This window comes from Curtobacterium flaccumfaciens (assembly GCF_004361695.1).
GTDB classification, from domain to species: Bacteria; Actinomycetota; Actinomycetes; order Actinomycetales; family Microbacteriaceae; genus Curtobacterium; species Curtobacterium flaccumfaciens_B.
On record NZ_SNVW01000018.1, the window covers coordinates 16,337 to 40,319 of the forward strand.

At 71.9% G+C, this 23,983-nt stretch carries 23 protein-coding genes and 1 pseudogene; 19 read left to right on the top strand and 5 right to left on the bottom strand.

All coding sequences use genetic code 11. The features are described from left to right. Window positions 1-64: 64 nt before the first annotated feature. From EDF64_RS17495 to holA, 3 genes and pseudogenes are all read left to right on the top strand, one after another. Window positions 65-802 carry a helix-hairpin-helix domain-containing protein gene (locus EDF64_RS17495; protein ID WP_133521242.1) on the top strand — a complete coding sequence of 246 codons (738 nt, stop codon included), beginning with the start codon at window positions 65-67 and terminating at the stop codon, window positions 800-802. A gap of 700 nt (window positions 803-1,502) precedes the next feature. Beyond that, window positions 1,503-2,618: pseudogene (locus tag EDF64_RS18690) on the top strand (ComEC/Rec2 family competence protein); the annotation flags it as partial. 560 nt (window positions 2,619-3,178) lie between these two features. Beyond that, a complete protein-coding gene (holA, locus tag EDF64_RS17510) occupies window positions 3,179-4,198 on the top strand; it encodes a DNA polymerase III subunit delta (RefSeq protein ID WP_133521243.1) in 1,020 nt (339 codons plus the stop codon). Window positions 4,199-4,589: 391 nt separating this feature from the next. On the opposite strand, the gene rpsT is transcribed toward holA, so the two are convergent. Further along, window positions 4,590-4,850 carry a 30S ribosomal protein S20 gene (gene rpsT / locus EDF64_RS17515; protein ID WP_133521244.1) on the bottom strand — a complete coding sequence of 87 codons (261 nt, stop codon included), beginning with the start codon at window positions 4,848-4,850 and terminating at the stop codon, window positions 4,590-4,592. A 191-nt stretch (window positions 4,851-5,041) separates the two neighbouring features. On the opposite strand from rpsT, the gene EDF64_RS17520 reads away from it, so the two are divergent. Continuing rightward, a complete protein-coding gene (locus tag EDF64_RS17520) occupies window positions 5,042-6,241 on the top strand; it encodes a pyridoxal phosphate-dependent aminotransferase (protein ID WP_133521245.1) in 1,200 nt (399 codons plus the stop codon). Window positions 6,242-6,409: 168 nt separating this feature from the next. Next, complete coding sequence (gene lepA / locus EDF64_RS17525; protein ID WP_133521246.1) at window positions 6,410-8,257, top strand: translation elongation factor 4; 1,848 nt, start codon at window positions 6,410-6,412, stop codon at window positions 8,255-8,257. A 139-nt stretch (window positions 8,258-8,396) separates the two neighbouring features. Here lepA and EDF64_RS17530 read toward each other — a convergent pair whose 3' ends face one another. Further along, window positions 8,397-8,882 (bottom strand): hypothetical protein, encoded by a 486-nt coding sequence (locus tag EDF64_RS17530; RefSeq protein ID WP_133521247.1) that lies wholly within the window; start codon window positions 8,880-8,882, stop codon window positions 8,397-8,399. Between the two features lie 142 nt (window positions 8,883-9,024). On the opposite strand from EDF64_RS17530, the gene EDF64_RS17535 reads away from it, so the two are divergent. Continuing rightward, complete coding sequence (locus tag EDF64_RS17535) at window positions 9,025-9,672, top strand: DUF1990 family protein (protein ID WP_133521248.1); 648 nt, start codon at window positions 9,025-9,027, stop codon at window positions 9,670-9,672. Between the two features lie 7 nt (window positions 9,673-9,679). On the opposite strand, the gene EDF64_RS17540 is transcribed toward EDF64_RS17535, so the two are convergent. After that, entirely contained in the window at window positions 9,680-10,381 is a 702-nt protein-coding gene (locus EDF64_RS17540; protein WP_166645806.1) for an HAD family hydrolase, read from the bottom strand. Window positions 10,382-10,409: 28 nt separating this feature from the next. Between EDF64_RS17540 and hemW the strand changes: the two genes are divergently transcribed. Further along, window positions 10,410-11,627, top strand: a complete 1,218-nt coding sequence (hemW, locus tag EDF64_RS17545; protein WP_133521250.1) for a radical SAM family heme chaperone HemW — start codon at window positions 10,410-10,412, stop codon at window positions 11,625-11,627. A 28-nt stretch (window positions 11,628-11,655) separates the two neighbouring features. Here the strand turns inward: hemW and EDF64_RS17550 are convergent, their stop codons facing one another. After that, on the bottom strand, window positions 11,656-12,123 hold the full coding sequence (locus tag EDF64_RS17550) for a DUF4870 domain-containing protein (protein WP_243736452.1): 468 nt from the start codon (window positions 12,121-12,123) through the stop codon (window positions 11,656-11,658). A 107-nt stretch (window positions 12,124-12,230) separates the two neighbouring features. Between EDF64_RS17550 and hrcA the strand changes: the two genes are divergently transcribed. The 12 genes from hrcA (at window position 12,231) to EDF64_RS17610 (ending at window position 23,801) form a co-directional block, all read left to right on the top strand. Next, window positions 12,231-13,250 carry a heat-inducible transcriptional repressor HrcA gene (gene hrcA, locus EDF64_RS17555; RefSeq protein ID WP_133521251.1) on the top strand — a complete coding sequence of 340 codons (1,020 nt, stop codon included), beginning with the start codon at window positions 12,231-12,233 and terminating at the stop codon, window positions 13,248-13,250. A gap of 144 nt (window positions 13,251-13,394) precedes the next feature. Then, complete coding sequence (dnaJ, locus tag EDF64_RS17560; protein WP_133521252.1) at window positions 13,395-14,507, top strand: molecular chaperone DnaJ; 1,113 nt, start codon at window positions 13,395-13,397, stop codon at window positions 14,505-14,507. Further along, window positions 14,507-15,277: a 16S rRNA (uracil(1498)-N(3))-methyltransferase gene (locus EDF64_RS17565; RefSeq protein WP_133521253.1), complete on the top strand. Its 771-nt coding sequence runs from the start codon at window positions 14,507-14,509 to the stop codon at window positions 15,275-15,277. Before dnaJ ends, EDF64_RS17565 begins: the two co-directional genes overlap by 1 nt. Window positions 15,278-15,324: 47 nt before the next feature. Next, a complete protein-coding gene (locus tag EDF64_RS17570; protein WP_071293013.1) occupies window positions 15,325-15,678 on the top strand; it encodes a histidine triad nucleotide-binding protein in 354 nt (117 codons plus the stop codon). Window positions 15,679-15,745: 67 nt separating this feature from the next. Next, entirely contained in the window at window positions 15,746-16,807 is a 1,062-nt protein-coding gene (locus tag EDF64_RS17575; RefSeq protein WP_243736453.1) for a PhoH family protein, read from the top strand. Beyond that, window positions 16,804-17,265, top strand: a complete 462-nt coding sequence (ybeY, locus tag EDF64_RS17580; protein ID WP_133521254.1) for an rRNA maturation RNase YbeY — start codon at window positions 16,804-16,806, stop codon at window positions 17,263-17,265. Before EDF64_RS17575 ends, ybeY begins: the two co-directional genes overlap by 4 nt. Window positions 17,266-17,269: 4 nt before the next feature. Further along, on the top strand, window positions 17,270-18,592 hold the full coding sequence (locus EDF64_RS17585) for a hemolysin family protein (protein WP_133521255.1): 1,323 nt from the start codon (window positions 17,270-17,272) through the stop codon (window positions 18,590-18,592). Further along, complete coding sequence (era, locus tag EDF64_RS17590; RefSeq protein ID WP_071293010.1) at window positions 18,589-19,518, top strand: GTPase Era; 930 nt, start codon at window positions 18,589-18,591, stop codon at window positions 19,516-19,518. The genes EDF64_RS17585 and era overlap by 4 nt, the downstream gene beginning before the upstream one ends. A gap of 88 nt (window positions 19,519-19,606) precedes the next feature. Further along, the gene (locus EDF64_RS17595; protein ID WP_208108942.1) at window positions 19,607-20,875 is read left to right on the top strand and encodes a sensor histidine kinase; all 1,269 of its coding nucleotides are present in this window, start codon (window positions 19,607-19,609) and stop codon (window positions 20,873-20,875) included. Further along, the gene (locus EDF64_RS17600; protein WP_071293008.1) at window positions 20,872-21,546 is read left to right on the top strand and encodes a response regulator; all 675 of its coding nucleotides are present in this window, start codon (window positions 20,872-20,874) and stop codon (window positions 21,544-21,546) included. Before EDF64_RS17595 ends, EDF64_RS17600 begins: the two co-directional genes overlap by 4 nt. Window positions 21,547-21,654: 108 nt before the next feature. Further along, entirely contained in the window at window positions 21,655-22,407 is a 753-nt protein-coding gene (locus EDF64_RS17605) for an ABC transporter ATP-binding protein (RefSeq protein ID WP_071293007.1), read from the top strand. Next, a complete protein-coding gene (locus EDF64_RS17610) occupies window positions 22,404-23,801 on the top strand; it encodes an ABC transporter permease (protein WP_133521256.1) in 1,398 nt (465 codons plus the stop codon). The genes EDF64_RS17605 and EDF64_RS17610 overlap by 4 nt, the downstream gene beginning before the upstream one ends. An 87-nt stretch (window positions 23,802-23,888) precedes the next feature. Here EDF64_RS17610 and EDF64_RS18695 read toward each other — a convergent pair whose 3' ends face one another. Next, the gene (locus EDF64_RS18695) at window positions 23,889-23,975 is read right to left on the bottom strand and encodes an IS3 family transposase (RefSeq protein WP_432207037.1); all 87 of its coding nucleotides are present in this window, start codon (window positions 23,973-23,975) and stop codon (window positions 23,889-23,891) included. Between the last annotated feature and the right edge of the window lie 8 nt (window positions 23,976-23,983).

The following is a 23,983-nucleotide window of genomic DNA, read 5'->3' on the forward strand; positions in this document are numbered from 1 at the left end:
CGGGTCATCCACTGACCTGATGTGCGGGGCCCGGCCGATCGGCCGGGCCCCCTAGCGTTCCGGCATGTCTTCTCCGCCGCCGCGTCTCGCTGCTCTCGCGTTGTCGCCCCGGGCCGCGGTGGTCTTGGCGGCGGTGGTCGTCGTGGTCGCCGTGGTGGTGGTCCTGCTCGGGTCGCGGTCGGGCATCTCGGGTGCCGGTGGTGCCGGCGGTCCGGGCGCGGTGACGGTGACGGGTGCGCCGTCGGTCGCTGCGTCGTCGCCCGGCCCCGGGTCTGGCTTGGGCTCTGGGTCTGGGCCTGGGTCGGAGTCCTCGGGTCCCGTGGTCGTGCACGTCGTCGGGGCGGTGGCCCGGCCCGGCGTCGTCACGCTCGGTTCCGGGAGCCGGGTGTCCGTCGCCATCGACCGAGCAGGCGGCGCGATCCCGTCGGCCGACCTGGCACGGCTGAACCTGGCGCGGGTGGTGGTGGACGGCGAACGGCTCTACGTGCCGGAGGTGGGGGAGACGGACATCCCCGCTGCGCTGGACCAGGACTCGTCGAGTCCGGGCGGTGCAACGGGGACGGGGTCTGGGCCAGGGTCCGGGTCGGGATCGGGCGTCGTCGGGGTGGACGGCGTCGTGGACCTCAACACCGCGGACCAGGCGGCGCTCGAGACCCTGCCGGGGATCGGGCCGTCGTTGGCCGGGCGGATCCTCGCCTGGCGGGGCGAGCACGGGCGGTTCTCGGCCGTCGAGGACCTGCTCGACGTCAGCGGCATCGGGGACGGTCGGTTCGCCGACCTCCAGGACCGCGTCCGGGTCTGACACCGTGGCGGTGGACCTCGCTCCACGGGTGGCCGACCTGCGGATCGCCGGGCCGGTGGCGGCGACGTGGATCGCCGCAGCACTGCTCGTCGGTGCACCGGCGGCGGCGGGCTGGGTGCTGCTCGGCGGTGCGGTGCTCGGCTTCGTGTCCGTCGGGGTCGCGGCGGCGTCGCGTCGGCGGTGGCTGGGTGCCCTCGCTGGCCTGGTGGTGACTGCGGCGGCGCTCTGCTCGCTGCTCGCCGTGGCGGTGCTGGTCGGTGACGAACGACGGAGCCCCGCTGTGCTCGACCACCCCGGGAACGTCGCCGTCGAGGTCGTGCTGTCCCGCGACCTCGCCCCGGGCGACCGCTCCGTCGTGGGGACGCTCGAACGGGTCGACGACGTCAGTGGCCTGCGGGTCCCGGTGCGGGTGGTCCCGTCCCGTGACGACGACGCCGGGACGGAACGTCTCGCAGCGGGGACCGTTCTGCGGTCGACGGCCGCGGTGGAACCCGATGCCCCGGGCGCCGCGACCGCGTCCGTGGTCTTCCTCCGCGGCTCCGCCTCGACACACGGTCCGAGCCGGATCCTCGCCGCCACCGACCGTGCGCGTCAGGCGTTCGTCACCGTCACCGAGCCCCTGCCCGAGCCCGGTGCGTCGCTCCTCCGGGGGCTCGCGATCGGGGACCGGAGCGGGCTCGACGCCGAGACCGAGTCCGCGATGGAGACCTCGGCACTGACCCACCTCACCGCCGTGTCCGGGGCGAACTGCGCCGTGGTCGTCGGGCTCGTCGTGGTGGTCGGCCGGGCCCTGGGGTTGCCCCGGTACGCGCGGGCGGCCGTCGCCGTGGTGCTCCTGCTGGCGTTCGTGGTGCTCGTCCGACCCGACCCGTCGATCGTGCGGGCGACGGTGATGGCGATCGTCGTGCTCGTGGTCCACCTGACGGGTCGTCCCGTCCGCGGGGTCCCGCTCATCGGCCTCGCCGTGGCCGGGATGCTCGTCGTCGACCCCTGGTACGCGCGCTCGTTCGCCTTCGTCCTGTCGGTGCTCGCGACCAGCGGGATCGTGGTGCTCGGGCCGCCGCTCACGGAGCTCCTGGCACGCCGGATGTGGACTCCGGCGGCAGCGGCCCTGGCGGTCCCGATCGCCGCGCAGCTCGCGTGCTGGCCGGTGACGATCCCGCTGTCCGCGGCGTTCCCCACCTACGCGGTCCCGGCGAACCTGCTCACCGAACCCCTGGCGCCGATCGTCACCGTGGTGGGGCTCGGCGCGTGTCTGGTCGCAGCCGTGTGGCCGTGGGGCGGGTCGGTCCTCGCCGCGGTCGCCTGGGTGCCCGCCAGCGCCGTCGGGGCCATCGCACACGGTGCGGCGGCGCTGCCGCACGCGTCGGCTCCGTGGCCGGCCGGCGTCGCGGGCGTGGTCGCTGCGGGCGCGGTGAGTGCGAGTCTCGCGGTCGCCGTGCTCGTGCCGCGACCGGTGCGCTTCCGGCTCCTCCTGTTCGCCGGCGTGGTCACGGTCATCGGGATGGCGGTGGTCGCCGTTCCCCGCATCGTGGTCCGATCGGGGTTGCCGGCGGACTGGTCGACTGCCGCGTGCGACGTGGGGCAGGGCGACGCGGTCCTCGTCCGCGGGGGAGACGACGGCACGGGCACGGGCACGGGGACGGGGACGGCCGGCGGGGGCGGGGTCGCCCTCGTCGACACCGGGGACGACCCGGACCGACTGGAGGCGTGTCTCGACCTCCTCGGCGTCGACCGGATCGACCTGCTCGTCCTGACCCACTTCGACCGCGACCACGTCGGAGCGGTCGACTCCGTGGCACACCGGGTCCGGACCGTCCTCGTCGGCCCGGTCGGACGTCCCGCCGACGAGCGGGTGGTGCGGTCCCTGCAGCACGCCGGTGCCGACGTTCGGCGCGCGGACGACACGACGACCGGGACCCTCGGCGCGCTCCGCTGGCGGGTGCTCTGGCCCCGGACGGGCGACCGGACCGCCGGCAACGACACCAGCCTCGTGCTCCGCACCGAACCCGGCCCCGAGTGCCGGACGTGCGTGTCGGGGCTGTTCCTCGGCGACCTGGGGGAGACGGCGCAGCGACGGTTCCGTGGCACCGGCGTCGACCCGGTCGAGGTGGTGAAGGTCGCCCACCACGGTTCGGCCGACCAGGACCCGCTCGTGTACCGGCAGGCCGCGGCGGCGGTCGGACTGATCGGTGTCGGCGCCGACAACACCTACGGACACCCGACCCGGTCGGCGCTCTCGATGCTCCAGGACGCGGGGACGGCGGCGTACCGGACCGACCTGCAGGGCACCGTCGTCGTCGGCCGTGACGGCCCGGACCGCTTGCGGGTGTGGACGGAGCGGTCGGGGTCGGCGGTCGCCCGTAGGATCGAGGCATGGCCGCCAAGAAGCCCGTCCGCGCCGCGGCGAAGATCGACCAGGTGCCGTGGTCGGGGATCCGACCGGCGCCCGTGGTCCTCGTCACGGGCCCCGAGACGTTCCTGGCCGAGCGCGCCAGCAGTGTCCTCCGCGACCTGCTCGTGGGAGAGGACCCGGCGCTCGAGGTGCACGACCTCGAAGCCGACCAGTACGCGCCCGGGCTCCTCGCGACGCTCGCGAGCCCGTCCCTCTTCGGCGAACCCCGGCTGGTCCGGGTCACCAACGTCGAGAAGTGCACCGACGCCTTCATCACCGAGACCATCTCGTACCTCGGCGCCCCGGCGGACGACGTCACGCTCGTGCTCCGGCACGGCGGCGGCGTGCGCGGCAAGAAGCTGCTCGACACGATCCGCAGCGGCGTCGGCGGTGGGATCGAGGTGCAGTGCGACGAGCTCAAGCGCGAGACCGACCGGATCGACTTCGTGCAGGCCGAGTTCCGCGCCGCCCGACGCAAGATCGCACCCTCGGCCGTTCGGACGCTCGTCGCGGCCTTCGCCGACGACCTGGCAGAGCTCGCCGCGGCGTGCCGACAGCTCCTCGCCGACGAGGCCCAGGAGATCACCGACAAGGTCGTCGACAAGTACTACGGCGGCCGCGTCGAGACGAACGCGTTCAAGGTCGCCGACATCGCCTTGGCCGGACGGTCGGCCCCGGCGATCGTCGAACTGCGGCACGCCCTGTCGACGGGCGAGGCGCCGGTGCCGATCGTCGCGGCGTTCGCGAGCAAGATCCGCACGATGGCCAAGGTCAGTGCCTTCCGCGGGCCGAGCGGGCAGGCTGCGTCGGCGCTCGGCATGGCGCCGTGGCAGGTGCAGCGGGCGCAGCGCGACGTGGCCTCGTGGACCGAGGCCGGGCTCGCGAACGCGATCACCAGCATCGCCGAGGCGGACACCGCGGTGAAGGGCGGTTCGCGGGACGCCCACTACGCGCTCGAGGTCATGGTGCGCACGATCGCCCGCCGCGGCGAGCCCCGCTGACCCGTCCCCGCTGACCTGTCCCCGCCGGTCCCTGCGGCGACGCGGGCCCGAGCGCCGACGCGGGCGTCCCCGAGGTGGCACGACGTGCCACTCAGGTTCGCCGAGGTCGCACTTCGTGCCGCCCGCGCCGTCCGACAGCGGTAGATAAGGCGACCTCGGCGCGCGCAGCATGAGTGAGCGCGCCGTCCTCGCCGGAGGTCGCACCGCGGAAGGCCGCGGCCCGGAGGTGGCACGACGCGCCGCTCAGGTTCGCCGAGGTCGCACTTCGTGCCGCCCGCGCCGTCCGACAGCGGCAGAAAGTGCGACCTCGGCGCCTCGAGTCGTGCAGCCCCACACGACGACGAAGGCCCCACACCGAACGGTGCGGGGCCTTCGTACAGCACTCAGGAGATCAGAGCGCGGAGACCTTCTTCGCGATGGCCGACTTGCGGTTCGCGGCCTGGTTCTTGTGGATGACGCCCTTGCTCACGGCCTTGTCGAGCTTCTTCGAGGCGAGGTTCAGGGCCACGAGGGCCTTGTCCTTGTCGCCGGCGACGACGGCCTCGTTGGTGTGACGGATGACCGTCTTGAGCTCGGACCGGTACGCCTTGTTGCGCTCCTGGGCCTTGAGGTTGGTCTTGATTCGCTTCATCTGCGACTTGATGTTCGCCATGTGTGTTGCTCCTTCTCGTCTCTACGGGTGGTCGCGACCGCTGGGTAGAGGGGCCCTTGGTCGCATCGCGTTCCACCCGTGGGCGGGGAACGCGGAAGTCCAGCAAGCCACGTTACCAGCCCGAGGCCCGTCAGCCAAAGCACCGCCGCGCCGAAACCACGCCGCAACACGCGTTCGCTACCGTGACGAGCATGCCATCCCTCGCACCGCGGATCGAGACCGTGCCCGCCTCCGGCATCCGACGGGTCTTCGAGCAGGCGGCACTGCTCCGCGAGACGGCCGCGAACGGCAGCAGCAGCCCCGACAGCAGCAGCGCCGACGTCGCCATGCTCGTCATCGGCGAACCCGACGTCCCCGTCGCCCCGCACATCGCCGAGGCCGCCCGCCGAGCCTGGTCCGAGGACCGCACCGACTACACCCCGAACGGCGGCATCGCCCCACTGCGGGAGGCGATCCGCGAGAAGCTCCGCCGCGAGAACCGCATGGAGGTCGACGTCGAGCAGGTCTGGCTCACGATCGGTGCGACGCAGGCCCTGTTCCAGGCGATGACCCTCGTGCTGTCCCCGGGCGACGAGGTCCTCGTGCCGGATCCCGGCTACACGACCTTCACGATGAACGCGCACATCCTCGGCGCCACCCCGGTGCCGTACCGGCTCGAACCGCAGCACGGGTTCGAGCCTGACCTCGAGGCGCTCGAGGCGAGCGTCACCGAGCGGACCCGGGCACTCGTGGTGAACTCCCCGTCGAACCCGCTCGGCTCCGTGTTCGGCGAGCAGACCCTGCGTGCCCTGCTCGCCTTCGCGAAGCGCCACGACCTGTGGGTGATCAGCGACGAGGTCTACGAGTACTTCACCTACGGCACCCGGCACGTCAGCCTCGCGAGCCTCGACGAGGACGACCGGGTGTTCATCGCGTTCTCGCTGAGCAAGACGTACGCCATGACCGGGGTGCGGGTCGGGTACCTGGTGACGCCGAAGGGCCTCGGCACGACGATGCGGACCACGCAGGAGGCGATGATCAGCTGCGTCGCCGAGCCGGACCAGTGGGCGGCCCTCGCGGCGATCGTGGGGGACCACTCGGCGGTGCAGGACGCCCGGGAGCACTACCGCGCGAACCTCGGCATCGCGAAGGAGGTGCTCGACGCCGCCGGCATCCGCTACCTCGATCCGCGTGGCGCCTTCTACCTCTGGATCGACGTCTCCCACGCGTCGCAGGGCGACGTCGCCGAGTGGGCGCTCGCCTTCCTGCAGCGCGAGCGGGTCGCGGTGGCGCCGGGGAGCGCCTTCGGCCGCTCCGGCGAGGGGTGGATCCGGGTGTGTCTCGCGGCGACCCCGGCGGACCTCCGGCGCGGCCTCGGCGCGTTGCCGGCCCCGGCGCACGCCGTCGTCTGAGCAGACGGTCGCGTCGCCCCCGGCCTGGAGGCGCGGTGCAGCCCCGCCCCGCCCTCGCACCGTGCGAGGGCGGTCGCGTCGGCACCCCTCGCACCGTGCGAGGTGGTGCGCGCGACCGCCGCCCAACCGTGGGAGAATCGTCCGACCGTCCGACCCACCTGAGGAACCGTGAGCCCACAAGCAGCCATCCCGCTCGAGCCCGCCGCGACTCCGGCCGAAGCGATCCGCAACTTCTGCATCATCGCGCACATCGACCACGGCAAGTCGACGCTGGCCGATCGCATGCTGCAGATCACCGGCATCGTCGAGGACCGCGCGATGCGTGCGCAGTACCTCGACCGCATGGACATCGAGCGCGAGCGCGGCATCACGATCAAGTCGCAGGCGGTCCGGATGCCGTGGGAGCTCGACGGCCAGACCTTCGCGCTCAACATGATCGACACGCCCGGTCACGTCGACTTCTCGTACGAGGTCTCGCGGTCGCTTGCCGCGTGCGAGGGCGCGATCCTCCTGGTCGACGCCGCGCAGGGCATCGAGGCCCAGACGCTGGCGAACCTCTACTTGGCGCTCGAGAACGACCTCGAGATCATCCCGGTGCTCAACAAGATCGACCTGCCGGCAGCGGAGCCGGACAAGTACGCGGCCGAGCTCGCGCAGCTCATCGGCGGCAAGCCGGAGGACGTCCTCCGCGTGTCGGGCAAGACGGGCGTCGGCGTGGCCGAGCTCCTCGACCGCGTGGTCCGCACCGTGCCGAACCCGGTCGGCGACGTCGACGCGTCGCCCCGCGCGATGATCTTCGACTCGGTCTACGACAGCTACCGCGGCGTGGTGACGTACGTGCGCATGATCGACGGCACGATCCACCCGCGCGAGAAGGTCCAGATGATGTCGACCAAGTCGACGCACGAGATCCTCGAGATCGGTGTGTCGTCGCCGGAGCCGAAGCCCACGAAGGGGCTCTCGGTCGGCGAGGTCGGCTACCTGATCACCGGCGTGAAGGACGTCCGTCAGTCGAAGGTCGGCGACACCGTCACGACGGCGCAGAAGCCCGCGACCGAAGCCCTGCCCGGCTACACGGACCCGAAGCCGATGGTGTTCTCGGGCCTGTACCCGATCGACGGCTCCGACTACCCGGACCTCCGCGAAGCGCTCGACAAGCTCAAGCTGTCCGACGCCGCGCTGGTCTACGAGCCGGAGACCTCCGTCGCGCTCGGCTTCGGCTTCCGCTGCGGCTTCCTCGGCCTGCTCCACCTCGAGATCATCACCGAGCGCCTCAGCCGCGAGTTCGGCCTCGACCTCATCACCACCGCCCCGAGCGTGATCTACGAGGTCACGAACGAGGACAACACGGTGACCGAGGTCACGAACCCGTCCGAGTTCCCCGGCGGCCGCATCGTCGAGGTCCGCGAGCCGATGGTGCGCGCGGCGATCCTCGCCCCGAAGGACTACGTCGGCGCGATCATGGAGCTCTGCCAGTCGCGCCGCGGATCGCTCCTCGGCATGGAGTACCTCGGCGAGGACCGCGTCGAGATCCGCTACGAGATGCCCCTCGGCGAGATCGTCTTCGACTTCTTCGACCAGCTGAAGAGCAAGACCCAGGGCTACGCGTCGCTCGACTACGAGCCGACCGGCGACCAGGCGGCGGACCTCGTCAAGGTCGACATCCTGCTGCAGGGCGAGCAGGTCGACGCGTTCAGCGCGATCGTGCACCGCGACAAGGCGTACGCGTACGGCACCCTCATGACCGAGCGCCTCCGCAAGCTCATCCCGCGGCAGCAGTTCGAGGTGCCGATCCAGGCCGCCATCGGCGCCCGCATCATCGCCCGCGAGAGCATCCGGGCGATGCGCAAGGACGTCCTCGCGAAGTGCTACGGCGGTGACATCACCCGCAAGCGCAAGCTCCTCGAGAAGCAGAAGGAGGGCAAGAAGCGCATGAAGATGGTGGGTCGCGTCGAGGTCCCGCAGGAAGCCTTCATCGCCGCGCTGTCCGGTGACGTCGAAGAGAAGAAGAAGTAGCTCGCCGCTGACGGGGATGTGTCTGCGAACGCGACAGCGTTCCTCCTGACGGCCTCGTCCGCGCCCCGAAAGCGACAGTTCACCGCCAGAACACCGCGGCGAACTGTCGCTTTCGCGAAGCGCGGGCGGCCGGGGCGCGTCAGGACGTGCGAGCGGCGCGGGTCCGGTAGGCGGCCAGGGCGAGGGCCGGGAGGCTCGCAGCGGCCAGTCCCGCCAGTGCGGTCCGCAGGATGACCAGCCCGGCGGCCGCGTCGTAGTCCGGCTGCTCCGTCGCGGCGAACCCCGCGACCACGGCGCCGATCACCATCGCCAGCGTGGCGATCCCGAGCACCGTGGGCAGCCGTCGTGCGCTGTGCCGACGCACCGCGAGCACGAGGGTCGCTCCGAAGAGGAGCACGCCCGCTCCCGCACTGCACGCGCCGAACGCGGCGATGGCGTTCGCGGTCTCGAACACGTCCCAGTCGCCCGGAGGGGCGGAGACGTACCGGGCGGGGCTCCCGAGGCCGGCCGTGGCCCACTCGACCGCGGCACGTGCGCTCGCGGCGAGCCCGAACGCCGCGAGCGTCAGCACGGCGAACGCGGCCGTCGTGCGGTCGATGGACCGGGCGGGGGTGGAGCGGGGCACGGACCAACGATAGGGGCGTGGCGGGCGGGTGTCGGGCCTCCAGTTCGGGGCGCGCGGAAAGCGGACGGCGCACTGCGCACCTGACCCTCCGGCGACCGCGCCGGTTCGTCCCGCGGCGAACCGCCCCGGTACGATTGGGCGCATGAGTACCCGCGGGAGCTACCGGACCGCCCTGACGTACGGAGCCGTGGGCGCGACCCAGGCGTCGGACCTCATGACGTACCCGCCGGAGGGGTTCGTCCCGTCCGAGTCCCGGGCCCGCATCGGCCACGGCGACCAGCGGTTCGAGACCGCGGTGACGCAGGCGCTGACGTGGCAGATCCAGCAGCGCAGCGGGATGGGCGTGCACGTCGAGGAGCAGCCCGACGACGACGAGGTCCGCTACAACCCGGTGACCTTCGACGAGGCCGGCGTGCCGATCGCCCCCGCCTCGATCGGGACGCCCCGGGTCGAGAAGTTCGCGCCGGACGGCACCCCCCTCGTGACGGCGGGGACGAGCGCGACGCTGACGATGCACGCGTTCGGCCGGACGGTGCACGCGCCGGTGCGGGTGGTGTCGATCATCGACGAGAACGACCGCAAGGGCTTCGCGTACGGCACGCTCGAGGGGCACCCGCTCTCGGGCGAGGAGTCGTTCGTGGTCGAGCGCACGCCGGACGGGTCGGTGTGGCTGCAGATCCGGCAGTTCTCGCAGCCGTCGAGCCGGAAGTGGCAGTTCGTCGCTCCGCTGCTCCGCCGCCAGCAGAAGGTCATGGCGGAGAAGTACCTGGCGGCGCTGCGCGGCGACTAGTCGGGCGTCAGCCGACCGGTCGCAGCGGCGGCAGGGCAGCGATGGCGTCCTCGATGAGCCGGGCGTCGTCGACGCAGTTGCGCGCGATCGTCACGGCGCCGGTGGCGCGGAGCGACTCGACGTCGTAGACGCCGGTCGCGACCGCCAGGAAGGGGATGCCGACGGCGTCCGCCGCCTCGCCGTCGCGCGGGGTGTCGCCGACGATGACGGCGCGGGTCCCGGCCAGCGCCGACGCCGCACGGGCGGTGACGCCGGCGCGTTCGACCTCGGCGTCGCCGAAGAACGAGTGGTGCCAGTCGAACGCGTCGGTGTCGAACCCGGCGCCTTCGAGCTTGACCCGGGCGCGGTACTCGGAGTTGCCGGTGAGCAGTCCGTTCCGCCAGCCGAGCTCGGCGAAGCGTGCGACCAGGGCGATCGAGCCCGGCGCGGGGCTGCGGTGGTCGCCGGAGCGGTGGCGTTCCTCGGTGAGGTCGCGCAGGTGCCGGCTGACCGTGGGGATGAGGGCGTCGTCGAGTTCGTGCGCGCGGACGTGCTCCGCGATGAGGCCGGCGTCGGTCCGGCCGTGCTGGTGGCCGACGCGCAGGACGAGGTCGCGGCCGACCGCCCGCTCGAGCGCGAGGTGGTAGAGGTTGCCCGGCGACGAGGCGTTCATCACGAGGGTGCCGTCGATGTCCCACAGCACCGTGGTGGGGACGGGGTGGTGCTCCATGTCTCCATCATGACGGACAATGGAGTCCATGCCGAGTGCCCTCCCGATCGCCGACCCCGCCCCCGCGGACGGCCTGATCCCCCCGGCCTCCGGAGCCGGCGACGTCCCGTTCGGCGTGTACGTGCACGTCCCGTTCTGCCGGGTGCGCTGCGGCTACTGCGACTTCAACACCTACACGGCGTCGGAGCTCCGCGGTGTCCGGCGCGACGACTACGCCGGGCACGCGGTGCGCGAGATCGAGTGGGCCGCGCAGGTCCTCGACCGCTCGGGTGTCCCGCGGCGTCCGGTGTCGACGGTGTTCTTCGGCGGCGGCACCCCGACGATGCTGCCGGCGTCCGACCTCGTGATGATCCTCCGCGCGATCGACGACACGTGGGGCATCCTGCCCGGCGCCGAGGTCACGACCGAGGCGAACCCGGACTCGGTGGACGCCTCGTCGCTCGAGACGCTCCGGGCCGGCGGGTTCAACCGGGTGAGCTACGGCATGCAGTCGGCGGTGCCGCAGGTGCTCGCGACGCTCGACCGGACGCACGACCCCGAGCGCGTGCCGCTCGTCGTCGACCTCGCGAAGCAGCAGGGGCTCGACGTCTCGCTCGACCTCATCTACTCGACGCCGGGGGAGTCGCTCGACGACTGGCGCACGTCGCTCGACGCTGCGCTGGCCTGTGAGCCGGACCACGTCTCGGCGTACTCGCTCATCGTCGAGGACGGCACGGCCATGGGCCGCATGGTCGCCCGCGGCGAGCTGCCGGCGCCGGACGACGACCTGGCGGCGGACATGTACGAGCTCGCCGACCGGGTCCTCGGCGACGCCGGGTACTCCTGGTACGAGGTCTCGAACTGGGCGCGCGGCGAGGAGCACGCCAGCCGGCACAACCTGTCCTACTGGAAGGGCCACGACTGGTGGGGCGTCGGCCCTGGTGCCCACTCCGCGGTCGCCGGCACGCGCTGGTGGAACGTGAAGCACCCGGCCGCCTACGCGAACCGGGTGCTGTCGGGCGAGTCGCCCGCCGCCGGTCGCGAGACCCTCGACGACGAGACCCGGTACGTCGAGCGCGTGCTGCTCGCGGCGCGGGTCCGCGGGGAGCTCGCGACGGCAGAGCTGGACCGGGAGGCCCGTGGCCGCGTCGCCGGCCTCATCGCACGCGGACTCGTGGACGGGTCGGCCGCGGTGCGGGGACGGATCGACCTGACCCTGCAGGGTCGCCTGCTCGCGGACGCGGTGGTCCGCGAGCTGCTCGACTGAGCGGGCAGCGGCCGCCGGTCGACCGGCGCTACGGCTTGATGAACTCGATCGAGAGCGGGTAGCGGTAGAACTCGCCACGGTTCGCGGCGACGGCGGCCATGATCCCGAAGATGATCGACAGGATCGCCGCGGCGAAGATGACGAACGCGCCGATGACGATGATCGACAGGATCGTGCCGACGACGTAGGCGATCGCCATCGTGATGTGGAAGTTCAGCGCGACGCGGGTGTGCTCGCGGATGAACCCGCCGCGGTCCCGCAGCACGAGGTACGCGATGAGCGGCGCGATGAAGTTGAAGAAGATGCCGCCGATGTGCGTGAGGGTGGCCCAGAGGCGCTGGTCCTCCGGGGACATCGGCTGCGGCGGTGTGTAGCCACCCGGGTACTGCGGGCCGCCGGGGTTCTGGGGACCACCGGGTCCGCCGGTCCAGCCCGGCCCTCCGGGCTGTCCGGGCTGCTGTCCGTAGGGTCCGCCGGGCTGCTCTCCGTAGCTCATGGCGGAAGCGTACCGACCGGCTGTGGAGAAGTCCCGGTCCGTCGGTGGTCGGGCGTAGGATCAGCAGTCGACACGTCCGAGTGCCAGAACGAGTGGAAGGGGTCCGGGTGGTCAGCGAACGCTCCCTCGAGGTCCTCAAGGCCATCGTGCGGGACTACGTCGCCTCGCGCGAGCCGGTGGGTTCGAAGACGATCGTCGAGCGGCACGCCTTCGGGGTCAGCGCCGCCACGATCCGCAACGACATGGCCCAGCTCGAGGACGAGCAGCTCATCGCCGCACCGCACACCTCCTCCGGCCGGGTCCCGACCGACAAGGGCTACCGGGTGTTCGTCGACCACCTCGCCGGTGCCCGCCCGCTGTCCAGCGCGCAGCGGCACGCGATCGAGACCTTCCTCGGCGCGCCGAACGACCTTGACGAGGTCCTCGGTCGCACCGTCCGGCTCCTCAGCCAGCTCACCAACCAGGTCGCCCTCGTCCAGTACCCCTCGATGGTGCGCGCCCGGGTGCAGCACATCGAACTCGTGCGCCTCGGCGACGACCGCCTGATGGTCGTCCTCATCACCGACACCGCCCGGGTCGAGCAGCGCGTCGTCGAGACCGACGTCACGCTCGACGAAGCCGGGCTCACCGAACTCCGTGCCGTCGTGAACGGCGCCACGGTCGGGCTCCTGCTGCAGGACGTCGCAACGGCGCTCCGCGCGGTCCCGCAGCAGATCCGGCCGGACGCCCAGCCGCTCGCCGGGGTGGTCGTCGCCACGCTCATCGAGCAGGTCGCCGCCAACCGGCAGGACCGCCTGGTGATGGCCGGCGCCGCCAACCTCGCGAAGAGCGAACAGGACTTCTCCGGCGGCCTCTTCCCCGTGCTCGAAGCGATCGAGGAACAGGTCACCCTGCTCCGCCTGTTCGGCGAGATGCAGATCGACGACGTCGCGGTGGCGGCCCGGATCGGCGTCGAGAACGCCGAGTACGGGCTCGACGCCACGAGCATCGTCGCCGGCGGCTACCTCGCCCGCGGCGAGGTCGCCCGGCTCGGCGTCCTCGGACCGACCCGGATGGACTACGGCACGAACATGGCCGCGGTCCGCGCCGTCGCACGGTACCTGTCCAAACTCCTGGGCGAACATTGACCCGTCCGCACTGAACCGACCGCACCGAACCGGCCGCACGCCGGACGCGGGGTGACCCGCTGAGGCGATCCGCGCCTCCCGGCCCACCGGCAACCACCTGATCCGCGGCGACCGCCGCACCGAACCGAACCGACTGAGGGATACGTGGCAGACCACTACGACGTCCTCGGCGTCCAGCCGGACGCCTCCGATGCCGACATCAAGAAGGCGTACCGCCGACTGGCGCGCGAACTGCACCCGGACGTGAACCCGAGCCCGGAAGCCTCCGAGCGATTCAAGGACGTGACGCACGCGTACGACGTCCTGAGCGACCCCGAGCAGCGCCGCCGCTACGACGCCGGACCCCAGGCGGACAGCCCGTTCGGCGGCGGCGCCGGCGGCTTCAGCGACATCTTCGACGCGTTCTTCGGCGGCGGAGCGGGCGGCGGCCGGGGCACCGGTCCGCGCAGCCGTGCCGAGCGCGGCCAGGACGCCCTCCTCCGGATCGAGGTCGACCTCGACGAGGTCGTCTTCGGCACCCACAAGGACGTCGAGGTCGACACGGCCGTGCTCTGCGAGACGTGCGGCGGCTCGTGCGCGGCCCCCGGCACCCACCCGCAGACCTGCGACATCTGCGGCGGCTCCGGGCACATCCAGCGCCAGGTGCGCTCGCTCCTCGGCAACGTCGTGACGAGCGCTCCCTGCGGCACCTGCCGCGGCTACGGCACCGTCATCCCGAACCCGTGCCCGACCTGCCAGGGCCAGGGTCGTGTCCGCGCCCGTCGCACCGTGCCGGTCGACGTGCCCGCCGGTGTCGACTCGGGGCTGCGGCTGCAGATGCCCGGGCAGGGCGAGGTCGGTCCGGCCGGTGGCCCGTCGGGCGACCTCTACCTCGAGATCCGCGTCCGCCACCACGACGTCTTCAGCCGAGAGGGCGACGACCTCCTCGCCACGCTCGAGGTGCAGATGACCGACGCCGTCCTCGGTACCACGACGACGATCGACGGCCTCGACGGCCCGGTGCAGCTCGAGCTCCGTCCCGGCGTGCAGAGCGCCGACGTCCTCGTCATCAAGGACCGCGGCATCACGAAGCTGCGCGGCAACGGCCGTGGCGACCTGCGGGTCGGCGTGCAGGTCGTGACGCCCACGAAGCTCTCGCACAAGGAGCGGCAGCTCGTCGAGCAGCTCGCGAAGTCGCACAAGGCCGCGAAGCCGCAGCTCGCCCGGTTCCAGCAGGGCATGTTCGGCAAGCTCCGCGACCGCTTCTTCAACTTCTGATGGCGTCGCTCTACCTCGTCGGGTCGCTCGACGGCGTCACGGTCGGCGACACGGTCCCGCTCGACGGGGCAGAGGGGCGGCACGCGGTCGCCGTGGCGCGGGTCCGCGAGGGGGAGACCCTGCGCCTCTCGGACGGTCACGGCACCGTCGTGACCGGTGCGGTGTCCTCGCTGGGGCGCGACACGCTCGAGGTCCTCGTGGCCGAGGTCGAGTTCACCCCGGAGCAGCGCCCGTCGCTCACGCTCGTGCAGGCGCTGGCGAAGGGCGGGCGTGACGAGATGGCGGTGCAGGCGGCGACCGAGATCGGTGTCGACCGCATCGTGCCGTGGTCGGCCGCCCGCAGTGTCTCCCGGTGGGAGGGCGCGAAGGTCGAGAAGGGCCGAGCACGCTGGGAAGCGATCGCGCACGAGGCATCGAAGCAGGCGATCCGGTCGCGGGTCCCCGTGGTCGAGGCGCCGGTGACGACGGCGGCGCTGGCGGGGCGCGCTGGTGCGGGTGGTGGTGCCGGTGGTTCTGGTTCTGGTGGGGTGCGCGCGGTGCTGGTGCTCGACCCGGTCGGTGACGTGCGGCTCTCCGCGTGGGAACCACCGGCCGACGTCGACGAGATCGTCCTGGTCGTCGGCCCCGAGGGCGGGATCGACGGTTCCGAGTTCGACCGGCTGGTCGACGCCGGTGCCGTCCGGGTCCGTCTGGGCGACACCGTGCTGCGGACCTCGACCGCCGGACCGGCCGCGTTGGCAGTCCTCCAGACGCGGCTCGGACGCTGGTAGCCGGATCGGGAAGACGGGGCGTCGGCCCCGCGTTCTACGATGGAGCCATGAGCACCAGCACGCCCAGCGTCTTCACGAAGATCATCGCGCGCGAGATCCCGGCGACCGTCGTCGCCGAGGACGACCGTGTGATCGCGATCGAGGACATCGCGCCGAAGGCCCCCGTCCACGTGCTCGTCGTCCCCAAGACCCAGCAGTACGCGAACGTGGCCGAGCTCGCGGCGGGCGACCCCGACCTCCTCGCCCACGTGGTCGCCACCGCCCAGCGCATCGCCGACGAGCGCGCCGGCGGCCAGTTCCGACTCGTCTTCAACACCGGCGAAGCCGCCGGTCAGACCGTGTTCCACGTGCACGCGCACGTACTCGCAGGTGACCTGCAGGAAGGCAACATTGCCGGCTAACGAACCAGCACCCTCCCAGACCGACCCGACGGACGTCTCCGTCGCGATCCAGGTCGACGGCATCGCGATGGTGCAGCTGCTCGGCCCCCAGGACCGACTGCTCAAGACCGTCGAGCGGCAGTACCCCGGCGTGCGGGTGCTCGTCCGTGGCAACGAGGTCTCGCTGTCCGGACCCGAGCGGGACGTCACACGCGCGCACGCCCTGGTCGACGAACTCGTCGGCATGGTCAAGCGCGGGCAGGAGATCGGCGCGTCGGACATCCCCGTCTCCGCGCGGCTCCTCGACGAGGACCGCAAGCCGTCCGACACGTTCGGCACCCCGATCGTGTCGAGCCGCGGCAAGTCGGTGCGCCCGAAGACGGACGGGCAGCGCGCCTACGTCGACGCCATCGACGAGCACACCATCACGTTCGGCATCGGCCCCGCCGGTACCGGCAAGACGTACCTCGCGATGGCGAAGGCCGTGCAGGCACTGCAGCGGCGCGAGGTGAGCCGGATCATCCTCACGCGCCCCGCGGTCGAGGCGGGCGAGCGGCTCGGGTTCCTGCCGGGCACGCTGACCGACAAGATCGACCCCTACCTGCGGCCGCTGTACGACGCGCTCAACGAGATGATGGACCCCGAGCTGGTCCCGAAGCTGCTGGCGGCGGGCACGGTCGAGGTGGCTCCGCTCGCGTACATGCGCGGTCGGACGCTCAACGACTCGTTCGTGGTCCTCGACGAGGCGCAGAACACCACGCCCGAGCAGATGAAGATGTTCCTCACCCGACTCGGCTTCGGCTCCAAGATGGTCGTCACGGGTGACATCACCCAGGTCGACCTGCCCGGCAACCTGTCCGGCCTCCGGCTCGTGACGAGGATCCTCGACAAGGTCGACGACATCCACTTCGCCCGCCTCGGCAGCGAGGACGTCGTCCGCCACACGCTCGTCGGCCGGATCGTCGACGCCTACACCGTCTACGACGAGGAGCGCCTCGCCGAGCAGTCCGGGTACCGCCCGGGCGGTCGCGGCACCGCACCCGTCGCGAACCCCGCCGGCGCGAACCGCGCCGAGCGACGGGGGCGCCCGCCCCAGGACCGCCAGGGCTCCCCGTACCCCCAGAACGACGCCCGAGGAGGCAACCGGTGAGCATCGAGCTCAACAACGAGTCCGGTGTCGAGGTCGACGAGGCAGCCATCCAGCGCCTCGCCGCCTTCGCACTCGACGCGCTGCACGTCCACGCCGACGCGGAGCTCGCCATCGTGCTCGTGGACGAGGGCGCGATGGAGCAGCTGCACGTCCGGTGGATGGACGAACCGGGCCCCACCGACGTGCTGAGCTTCCCGATGGACGAGCTCCGACCGGGCACCGAGGACGAGCCGACGCCCGCCGGGCTCCTCGGCGACATCGTGCTCTGCCCGCAGGTGGCCGTGGAACAGGCGAAGACCGCCGGCCACTCCAGCACCGACGAGATGCTCCTCCTGACCTGCCACGGGATCCTGCACCTGCTCGGGTTCGACCACGCCGAGCCGGAGGAGAAGGCCGAGATGTTCGGTCTGCAGGGCGAGATCCTGACCGCCTTCGCCGCCCAGCGCCGAGGACGGTGACCTGATGCTGCTCGTCGCCGGCCTGCTCGCGGTGGCGTTCGTGCTCGTCGTCCTCGGCGGCCTGCTCGCCGCCTCCGACGCCGCGCTCTCCGTGGTGTCCCGTGCCGACCTCGACGAGATCGCCCGGGGCAGCGGACACCGGCGGGCGATCGAGGCCATCGGCGACGACGTCGGGGCGCACGTCAACGCCCTGAACTTCTTCCGCGTGCTCGCCGAGACGGCTGCGGCCGTGCTCGTCACGATCGCGCTCGTCATGGTCTTCGACACCTGGTGGGTCGCGCTGATCGTCGCCGCGGCGATCATGACCGCGGTGTCGTTCGTCCTGGTGGGCTCGAGCCCGCGGAGCGTCGGGCGCGCGCACGCCGAGCGGCTGATCGGCTCGACCGGCGGCATCGTCCACGGCATCCGCATCGTGCTCGGTCCGCTCGCCGGGCTGCTCGTCGCGATCGGCGACCGGGTCACGCCTGGTCGTGGTCGCAGCGCATCCACGGTGTCGAGCGAGGAGCAGCTGCTCTCGCTCGTCGACGAGGCCACGGAGAGCAACGTCCTCGAGCAGGACGACCGCGAACTCATCCACTCGGTGTTCGAGTTCAGCGACACCCTGGTGCGCGAGGTCATGGTGCCGCGCACCGACATGACCACCGTGGACGGCTCGGACACCCTGGGTGCGGCGATGGAGCAGTTCCTGGCCGCCGGGGTGTCCCGCATGCCGGTCACGGGCAAGGACAGCGACGACGTGCTCGGCGTCCTGTACCTCCGCGACGTTTCCCGGGCGCTGTACGAACGGCCGGGGTCCGAGGCGCGACGCGTGACCACCATCCTGCGGCCGGCCGAGTTCGTGCCGGAGTCGAAGGCGGCCGACGACACGCTCCGCCACATGCAGGTCGCGAAGAACCACCTGGTCCTGGTCGTCGACGAGTACGGCGGCGTCGCCGGGCTGGTGACGATGGAGGACCTCATCGAGGAGCTCGTCGGGGACATCTCCGACGAGTACGACCGCGCCGTGGTCGACCGGGTCGAGGTCGAGCCCGGCACCTGGCGCATCTCCGCACGCCTGCCCATCGACGAGCTCGGCGACCTGTTCGGCATCGAGCTCGAGGACGACGACGTCGACACCGCCGGCGGCCTGCTCACCAAGGAACTCGGACACCTGGCCGTCCGCGGCGACACCGTCACCGTCTCCGGGCTGGTGCTCACCGCCGACCGGGTCGAGGGCAAGCGCCGCCACCTCATCACCGTGCTCGCCGAGCGCACCCCGGAACTCGCCGGCGTCGAGGACGCCTTCGACGACGCGACACCCACCACGACGGGAACCCCGCACGCATGACCGACACCACCCCCACCACCGGCGAGCCCTACCGCGCGGGCTTCGTCTCGTTCGTCGGCCGTCCCAACGTCGGCAAGTCGACGTTGACGAACGCGCTCGTCGGCGAGAAGGTCGCCATCACGTCCTCGAAGCCGCAGACCACCCGCCGGGCCATCCGCGGCGTCGTGCACCGGCCGAACGGGCAGGTCATCATCGTCGACACTCCGGGCGTGCACCGCCCGCGAACCCTGCTCGGCGAGCGGCTCAACGACCTCGTGCAGTCCACGCTCGGCGACGTCGACGTCATCGGGTTCTGCGTGCCGGCGAACGAGCCGATCGGGCCGGGCGACAAGTTCATCAACGACACGCTCGACCAGTACCCGCGCGCCAAGAAGGTCGCGATCGTGACGAAGATCGACCGCACCTCGAAGGACGCCGTCGGCGCGCAGCTGCTGGCCGTGTCGAAGCTCCGCGAGTGGGACTCGATCATCCCGACGTCCGGCACGAAGGGTCTGCAGCTCGAGGTCCTGCTCGAGGAGATCACGAAGCTCCTGCCCGAGTCGCCGCAGCTCTACGACGCGTCGACCGTCACCGAGGAGACGGACGAGGAGCGCATCGGCGAGCTCATCCGCGAGGCCGCGCTCGAGGGCGTCCGCGACGAACTGCCGCACTCGCTCGCCGTCGTGATCGAGGACATCGTCGAGCCCGACGAGGACGACGACGCCGACGGCCCGCTGCGCATCTTCGCGAACCTGTTCGTGGAGCGCGACAGCCAGAAGGCGATCGTCATCGGGCACAAGGGCGAGCGTCTGAAGGACGTCGGTTCCCGTGCCCGCGTCGAGATCGAGTCGCTGCTCGGCGGTCGGCACGTGTACCTGAACATCCGGGTGAAGGTCGCGAAGGAGTGGCAGCGCGACCCGAAGCAGCTCGGGCGGCTCGGCTTCTGACCCGCTGCTCGTGACCCGCCGCGGCTCGCCGTCCCGGGTCATCCGCGGGACGGACGCGCGCTCGGTCTCCGCGACGTACCGTGGGGTGGTGTTCCGTCCCATGCTGCGCGTGCAGATCACCACCGACGTCGTCATCGCCGTCGTGCTCGGTGCGCTCGTGCTCGTCACCACCGCCGGCGGCATGGACACGCCGCTCGAGTACGTCACCCTCGCCGGGCTCACGGTAGCGCTGGCGCTCCGCCGCCTCTCACCGGGGCTGGCGCTGACCGCCGCGTGGGTCGTCGCCCTGTTCGAGCTGATCGCCCCGCAGACCCCCGGCATCGCGAACGTGTTCATCTCGGGTGTCGTCTACACGACCAGTCGGTACGGCAGCCGGCGCGTCCGCATCGCCGGACTGGTCTCGGCGATCATCGGCCCGGTCGTCGCTGCTCTCTACTTCGGCCTCGAGGACTACTCCCACCGGCGGGACATCGTCACCGCGACGACCCCGCAGGAGGAGTCCTTCCGGGTCGCGGTCACGTACTTCGCCGTCGTGCTCCTGCTCCTGCTCCTGCCGTGGCTCGCCGGCGTGATCGGTCGGACCCGGCGGTCCGCGAGCATGAGCCGGGAGGCCCAGCTCCTCGCCGAGCGCGACGCCGCCCGCGCCGACCGCGCCGTCGCCGTCGAGCAGGAGCGCGTCCGCATCGCCCGGGACATGCACGACATCGTCGCCCACTCCCTGGCGGTCGTGATCGCCCAGGCAGACGGGGCACGGTACGCGCTGAAGGCGGACCCCGCGATCGCCGACGAGGCCCTCGGCACGATCTCGACGACCGCCCGTCGTGCGCTCGGTGACGTCCGGGAGCTCCTCGGCGCACTCCGCCACGAGCAGGGCACCGCGCCGACCCCGGACCTCGACGACATCGACCGGCTCGTGCGCGAGATGCGCGAGGTGGGGCTCGACGTCCGCGTCGAGCGCGAGGGCGATCCCGCCGGCCTGCCGACGGCAACGCAGCTCGCCGTGTACCGGATCGTGCAGGAGAGCCTGACGAACGCGTGGAAGCACGGCGAGCCCGGCACGCCCGTGCACGCAGCCCTGACCTACCGCCCCGACACCGTCGAGATCAGCGTCGTGAACCGCCGCGCAGACGACGGCACCCGCGGCCCCGGCACCGGTCACGGCCTGGTCGGCATGCGCGAACGTGCCGCCATGACCGGCGGCACGATGACGGCCGGCGCGCGTGGCGACGACTTCGCGGTCTCCGTCCGGATGCCGGCCGTGCCCGCCAGCGGCCAGATGCCACGTGGACTCGTCCCGACCGGGACGCCCAGCACAGCACCACTCACCTCGACGCCCCAGGAGCGACCCGCCCGATGAACGACACTCCGATCCGCGTCGCACTCGTCGACGACCAGGCGCTCTTCCGCACCGGCATCCGGATGCTCATCGACTCCCAGCCCGACCTGCGGTTCGTCGGCGAGGCCGGGGACGGCGCCGAGGGCGTGGAACTCGTCCGTCGCGGTCGACCGGACGTCGTGCTCATGGACGTCCGGATGCCGGTGATGGACGGCATCACCGCCACGTCGAAGATCGTGGAGGACAGCGGCGCGGACGGCGCGAAGGTCCTGGTCCTGACCACGTTCGACTTCGACGAGGCGGCAGCGAAGGCCATCCGGGCCGGGGCGAGCGGCTTCGTGCTGAAGGACGCCGACCCGGAGTTCCTGCTCGCGGCCATCCGCACCGTCCACGCCGGCACCGCGGTGTTCGCGGCATCGGCCACGCGGGAGCTCCTCCGGCGCTACGACGACACGACGCAGCAGGCCGCGAACGTGCCGGCCGCCTTCGCCGACCTCACCCCGCGGGAGCGCGAGATCTTCGACCTCGCCGCGCGGGGGTTCAGCAACAGCGAGATCGCGCAGCACGAGTACGTCAGCGAGGCGACCGTGAAGACCCACATCTCGCGGGTGCTCACGAAGCTCGAGCTGCGCGACCGGGTGCGGCTCGTGGTCTTCGCGCACGAGCACGGCCTGGTCACCAAAGCAGACTGACCGTCATCCGCTCGGATGACTTCCCCACAGGGAAGCAAGCCGAGCGGATCATCCACAGGAGCCGACCGACCGACGCGGGGCGTGCCTCCCGGCCGCCATGGTGGTTCCATGACCACCAGCCACGCACCGATCATCCGACTCGACCACGTGTCCAAGCACTACGGCGACGGCGCCCGGAGGGTGACGGCGCTCGACGACGTCAGCGTCGACATCGGCGCAGGGGAGTTCACCGCCGTGATGGGGCCGTCGGGCTCGGGCAAGTCCACCCTCATGCACGTCGCTGCCGGACTGGATGCGGTGACGGACGGCCGGATCACGATCGACGGCGTCGACATCACGGGGCTGGGCGACAAGGACCTCACCGAACTCCGGCGCCGCCGGCTCGGGTTCGTCTTCCAGTCGTTCAACCTCGTGCCGACGCTCGACGTCAGCGAGAACATCCGGCTGCCGTTCCTGCTCGGTGGCCACAAGCCCTCGCGCGAGGAGTCCGCCTGGATCGACCAGCTCGTCGGGATGCTCGGGCTGGGCAACCGTCTGACGCACCGTCCGCACCAGCTGTCCGGCGGGCAGCAGCAGCGCGTGGCGATCGCCCGTGCCCTGGCCTCCAGGCCGGCCGTCGTCGTGGCGGACGAACCGACCGGTGCGCTCGACTCGCGGACCGGTCGTGACGTGCTGCAGATCCTGCGCGGGGCCGTGAACGACTGGGGGCAGAGCGTGGTCATGGTCACCCACGACCCGATCGCCGCGGCCAACGCCGACCGCATCCTGTTCCTCGCGGACGGACGCGTCGTCGCCGACCGCCCCGCGATGGACCCCGCCGAGATCTCCGCCACGATGCTCGGGATGGAGGCAGCAGCATGAACGGCGTCCGCGCCTTCGCCCCGACCGTCCTCGTCGCGGCACTCGGCACCACGTTCGGCTCGGCCCTCGTGATCGCCCCCGGGATCGTGACCGAGGCGCTGTCGGCCACCGGCTTCGCCGAACTGCGATCCGTCGAGGCGATCCTCTCCGTCATCGGGTGGTTGGCCCTCGGCGTCGCCCTCTACGTCGGCGCGATCGTCACCGCGAACACCTGTGCGACGCTCATCGCCGGCCAGACCCGGATCATCGCACTGCAGCGCCTGGTGGGCGCCACCGGGGCGTCGCTGCGCGGACGGATCACCCGGACCGGTCTGGTCGTGGGAGTCCTCGGCGGCCTCATCGGTGCCGTCGCGGGCACCGGCCTCACCGCGTTGTTCGTGGTGATCCTCCGCGGCAACGGCTTCCTGCCCGACACCAGCTACACGATGCTGCCGTGGCAGCTCGTACTGCCGATCGCCGCCGTCGTCCTCGCCACGTGGGGCGCGTTCGGCGTGGGGTCGCGCCGGGTGCTCACGGTCACGCCGCTGCAGGCGCTGTCCTCGAGCGTCGAGCCCAGCCACGACGACGTCCGCTCCGGGCGTGGCCGTACGGTCCTGTCCGTCGTCCTCATCGTCGTGGGTGCGGTCCTCATGGGCGTCGGACTCGTCGGGAGCTCCGCATCGCCCGTCGCCGTGCTGCCCGCGGCCCTCGGAGGCTTCGTCTCCTTCGCCGGGATCGCCGTGGGTGCCACGATCGTGATGCCCCCCGTCCTGCAGCTCATCGGCCGGATCGGCTCACGCGACCCGGTCGTGCTGCTCGCCGGTCGGAACGCCATGCGGGCGCCGGGGCGGTCCTCGCGTGCAACCATCGGACTCGTCATCGGGGTCACGCTGCTCGTCACCTTCGCGGTGACGCTCGGCATCACGCAGCACGTCCTCGAGACGCAGCTCAACGCGCAGTTCAAGGGCGGCAGCCCGGAACAGCTCCGCTCGCTGCAGGACTTCTTCAGCAAGCTCAACGCCGTCGTGAGCGTCATCGTCGGGTTCTCCGCCGTGATCGCCGCCGTCGGGGTCGTGAACGCCCTCGCACTCGGCGTCCTGCAGCGCCGCCGCGAGCTCGGGCTGCTGCGGGTCCTCGGGCTCACCGGGGCGCAGGTCCGGCGGATGATCGTGACCGAGGCCGTCCAGATGGTCGTCGCGGCGGTCCTCACCGGGCTCGTGCTCGGAGTCGTGTACGGGTGGATCGGCGGGCAGACGCTGCTCGGTTCGCTCGGCAGTCCGATCGTGCCGGTGATGCCGCCCAAGACGATCGTGGTGGTGGTGGTCGGTGCCCTGGCCCTCGCGGTCGTGGCGACCGTCGCGCCCGTCCGCCGGGCGATGCGCGTCCCGCCGACGGAGGCGCTCGCGGTCGACTGACCGGCGCCCTGGGCGCGACCCACCGACGGCCTGGAGGCGCGGTGCCAGCTGTGAACTGGTCCCGGTTTGTTGGACCGTGAAGTCAGGTTAGGCCGCGAGGGCGTGAGCTCGGTATTGAACCGGGCTCATGCCCTCGAGTCGTGCCTGGGAGCGGTCGGTGTTCCACCAGGTGATGTAGTCGT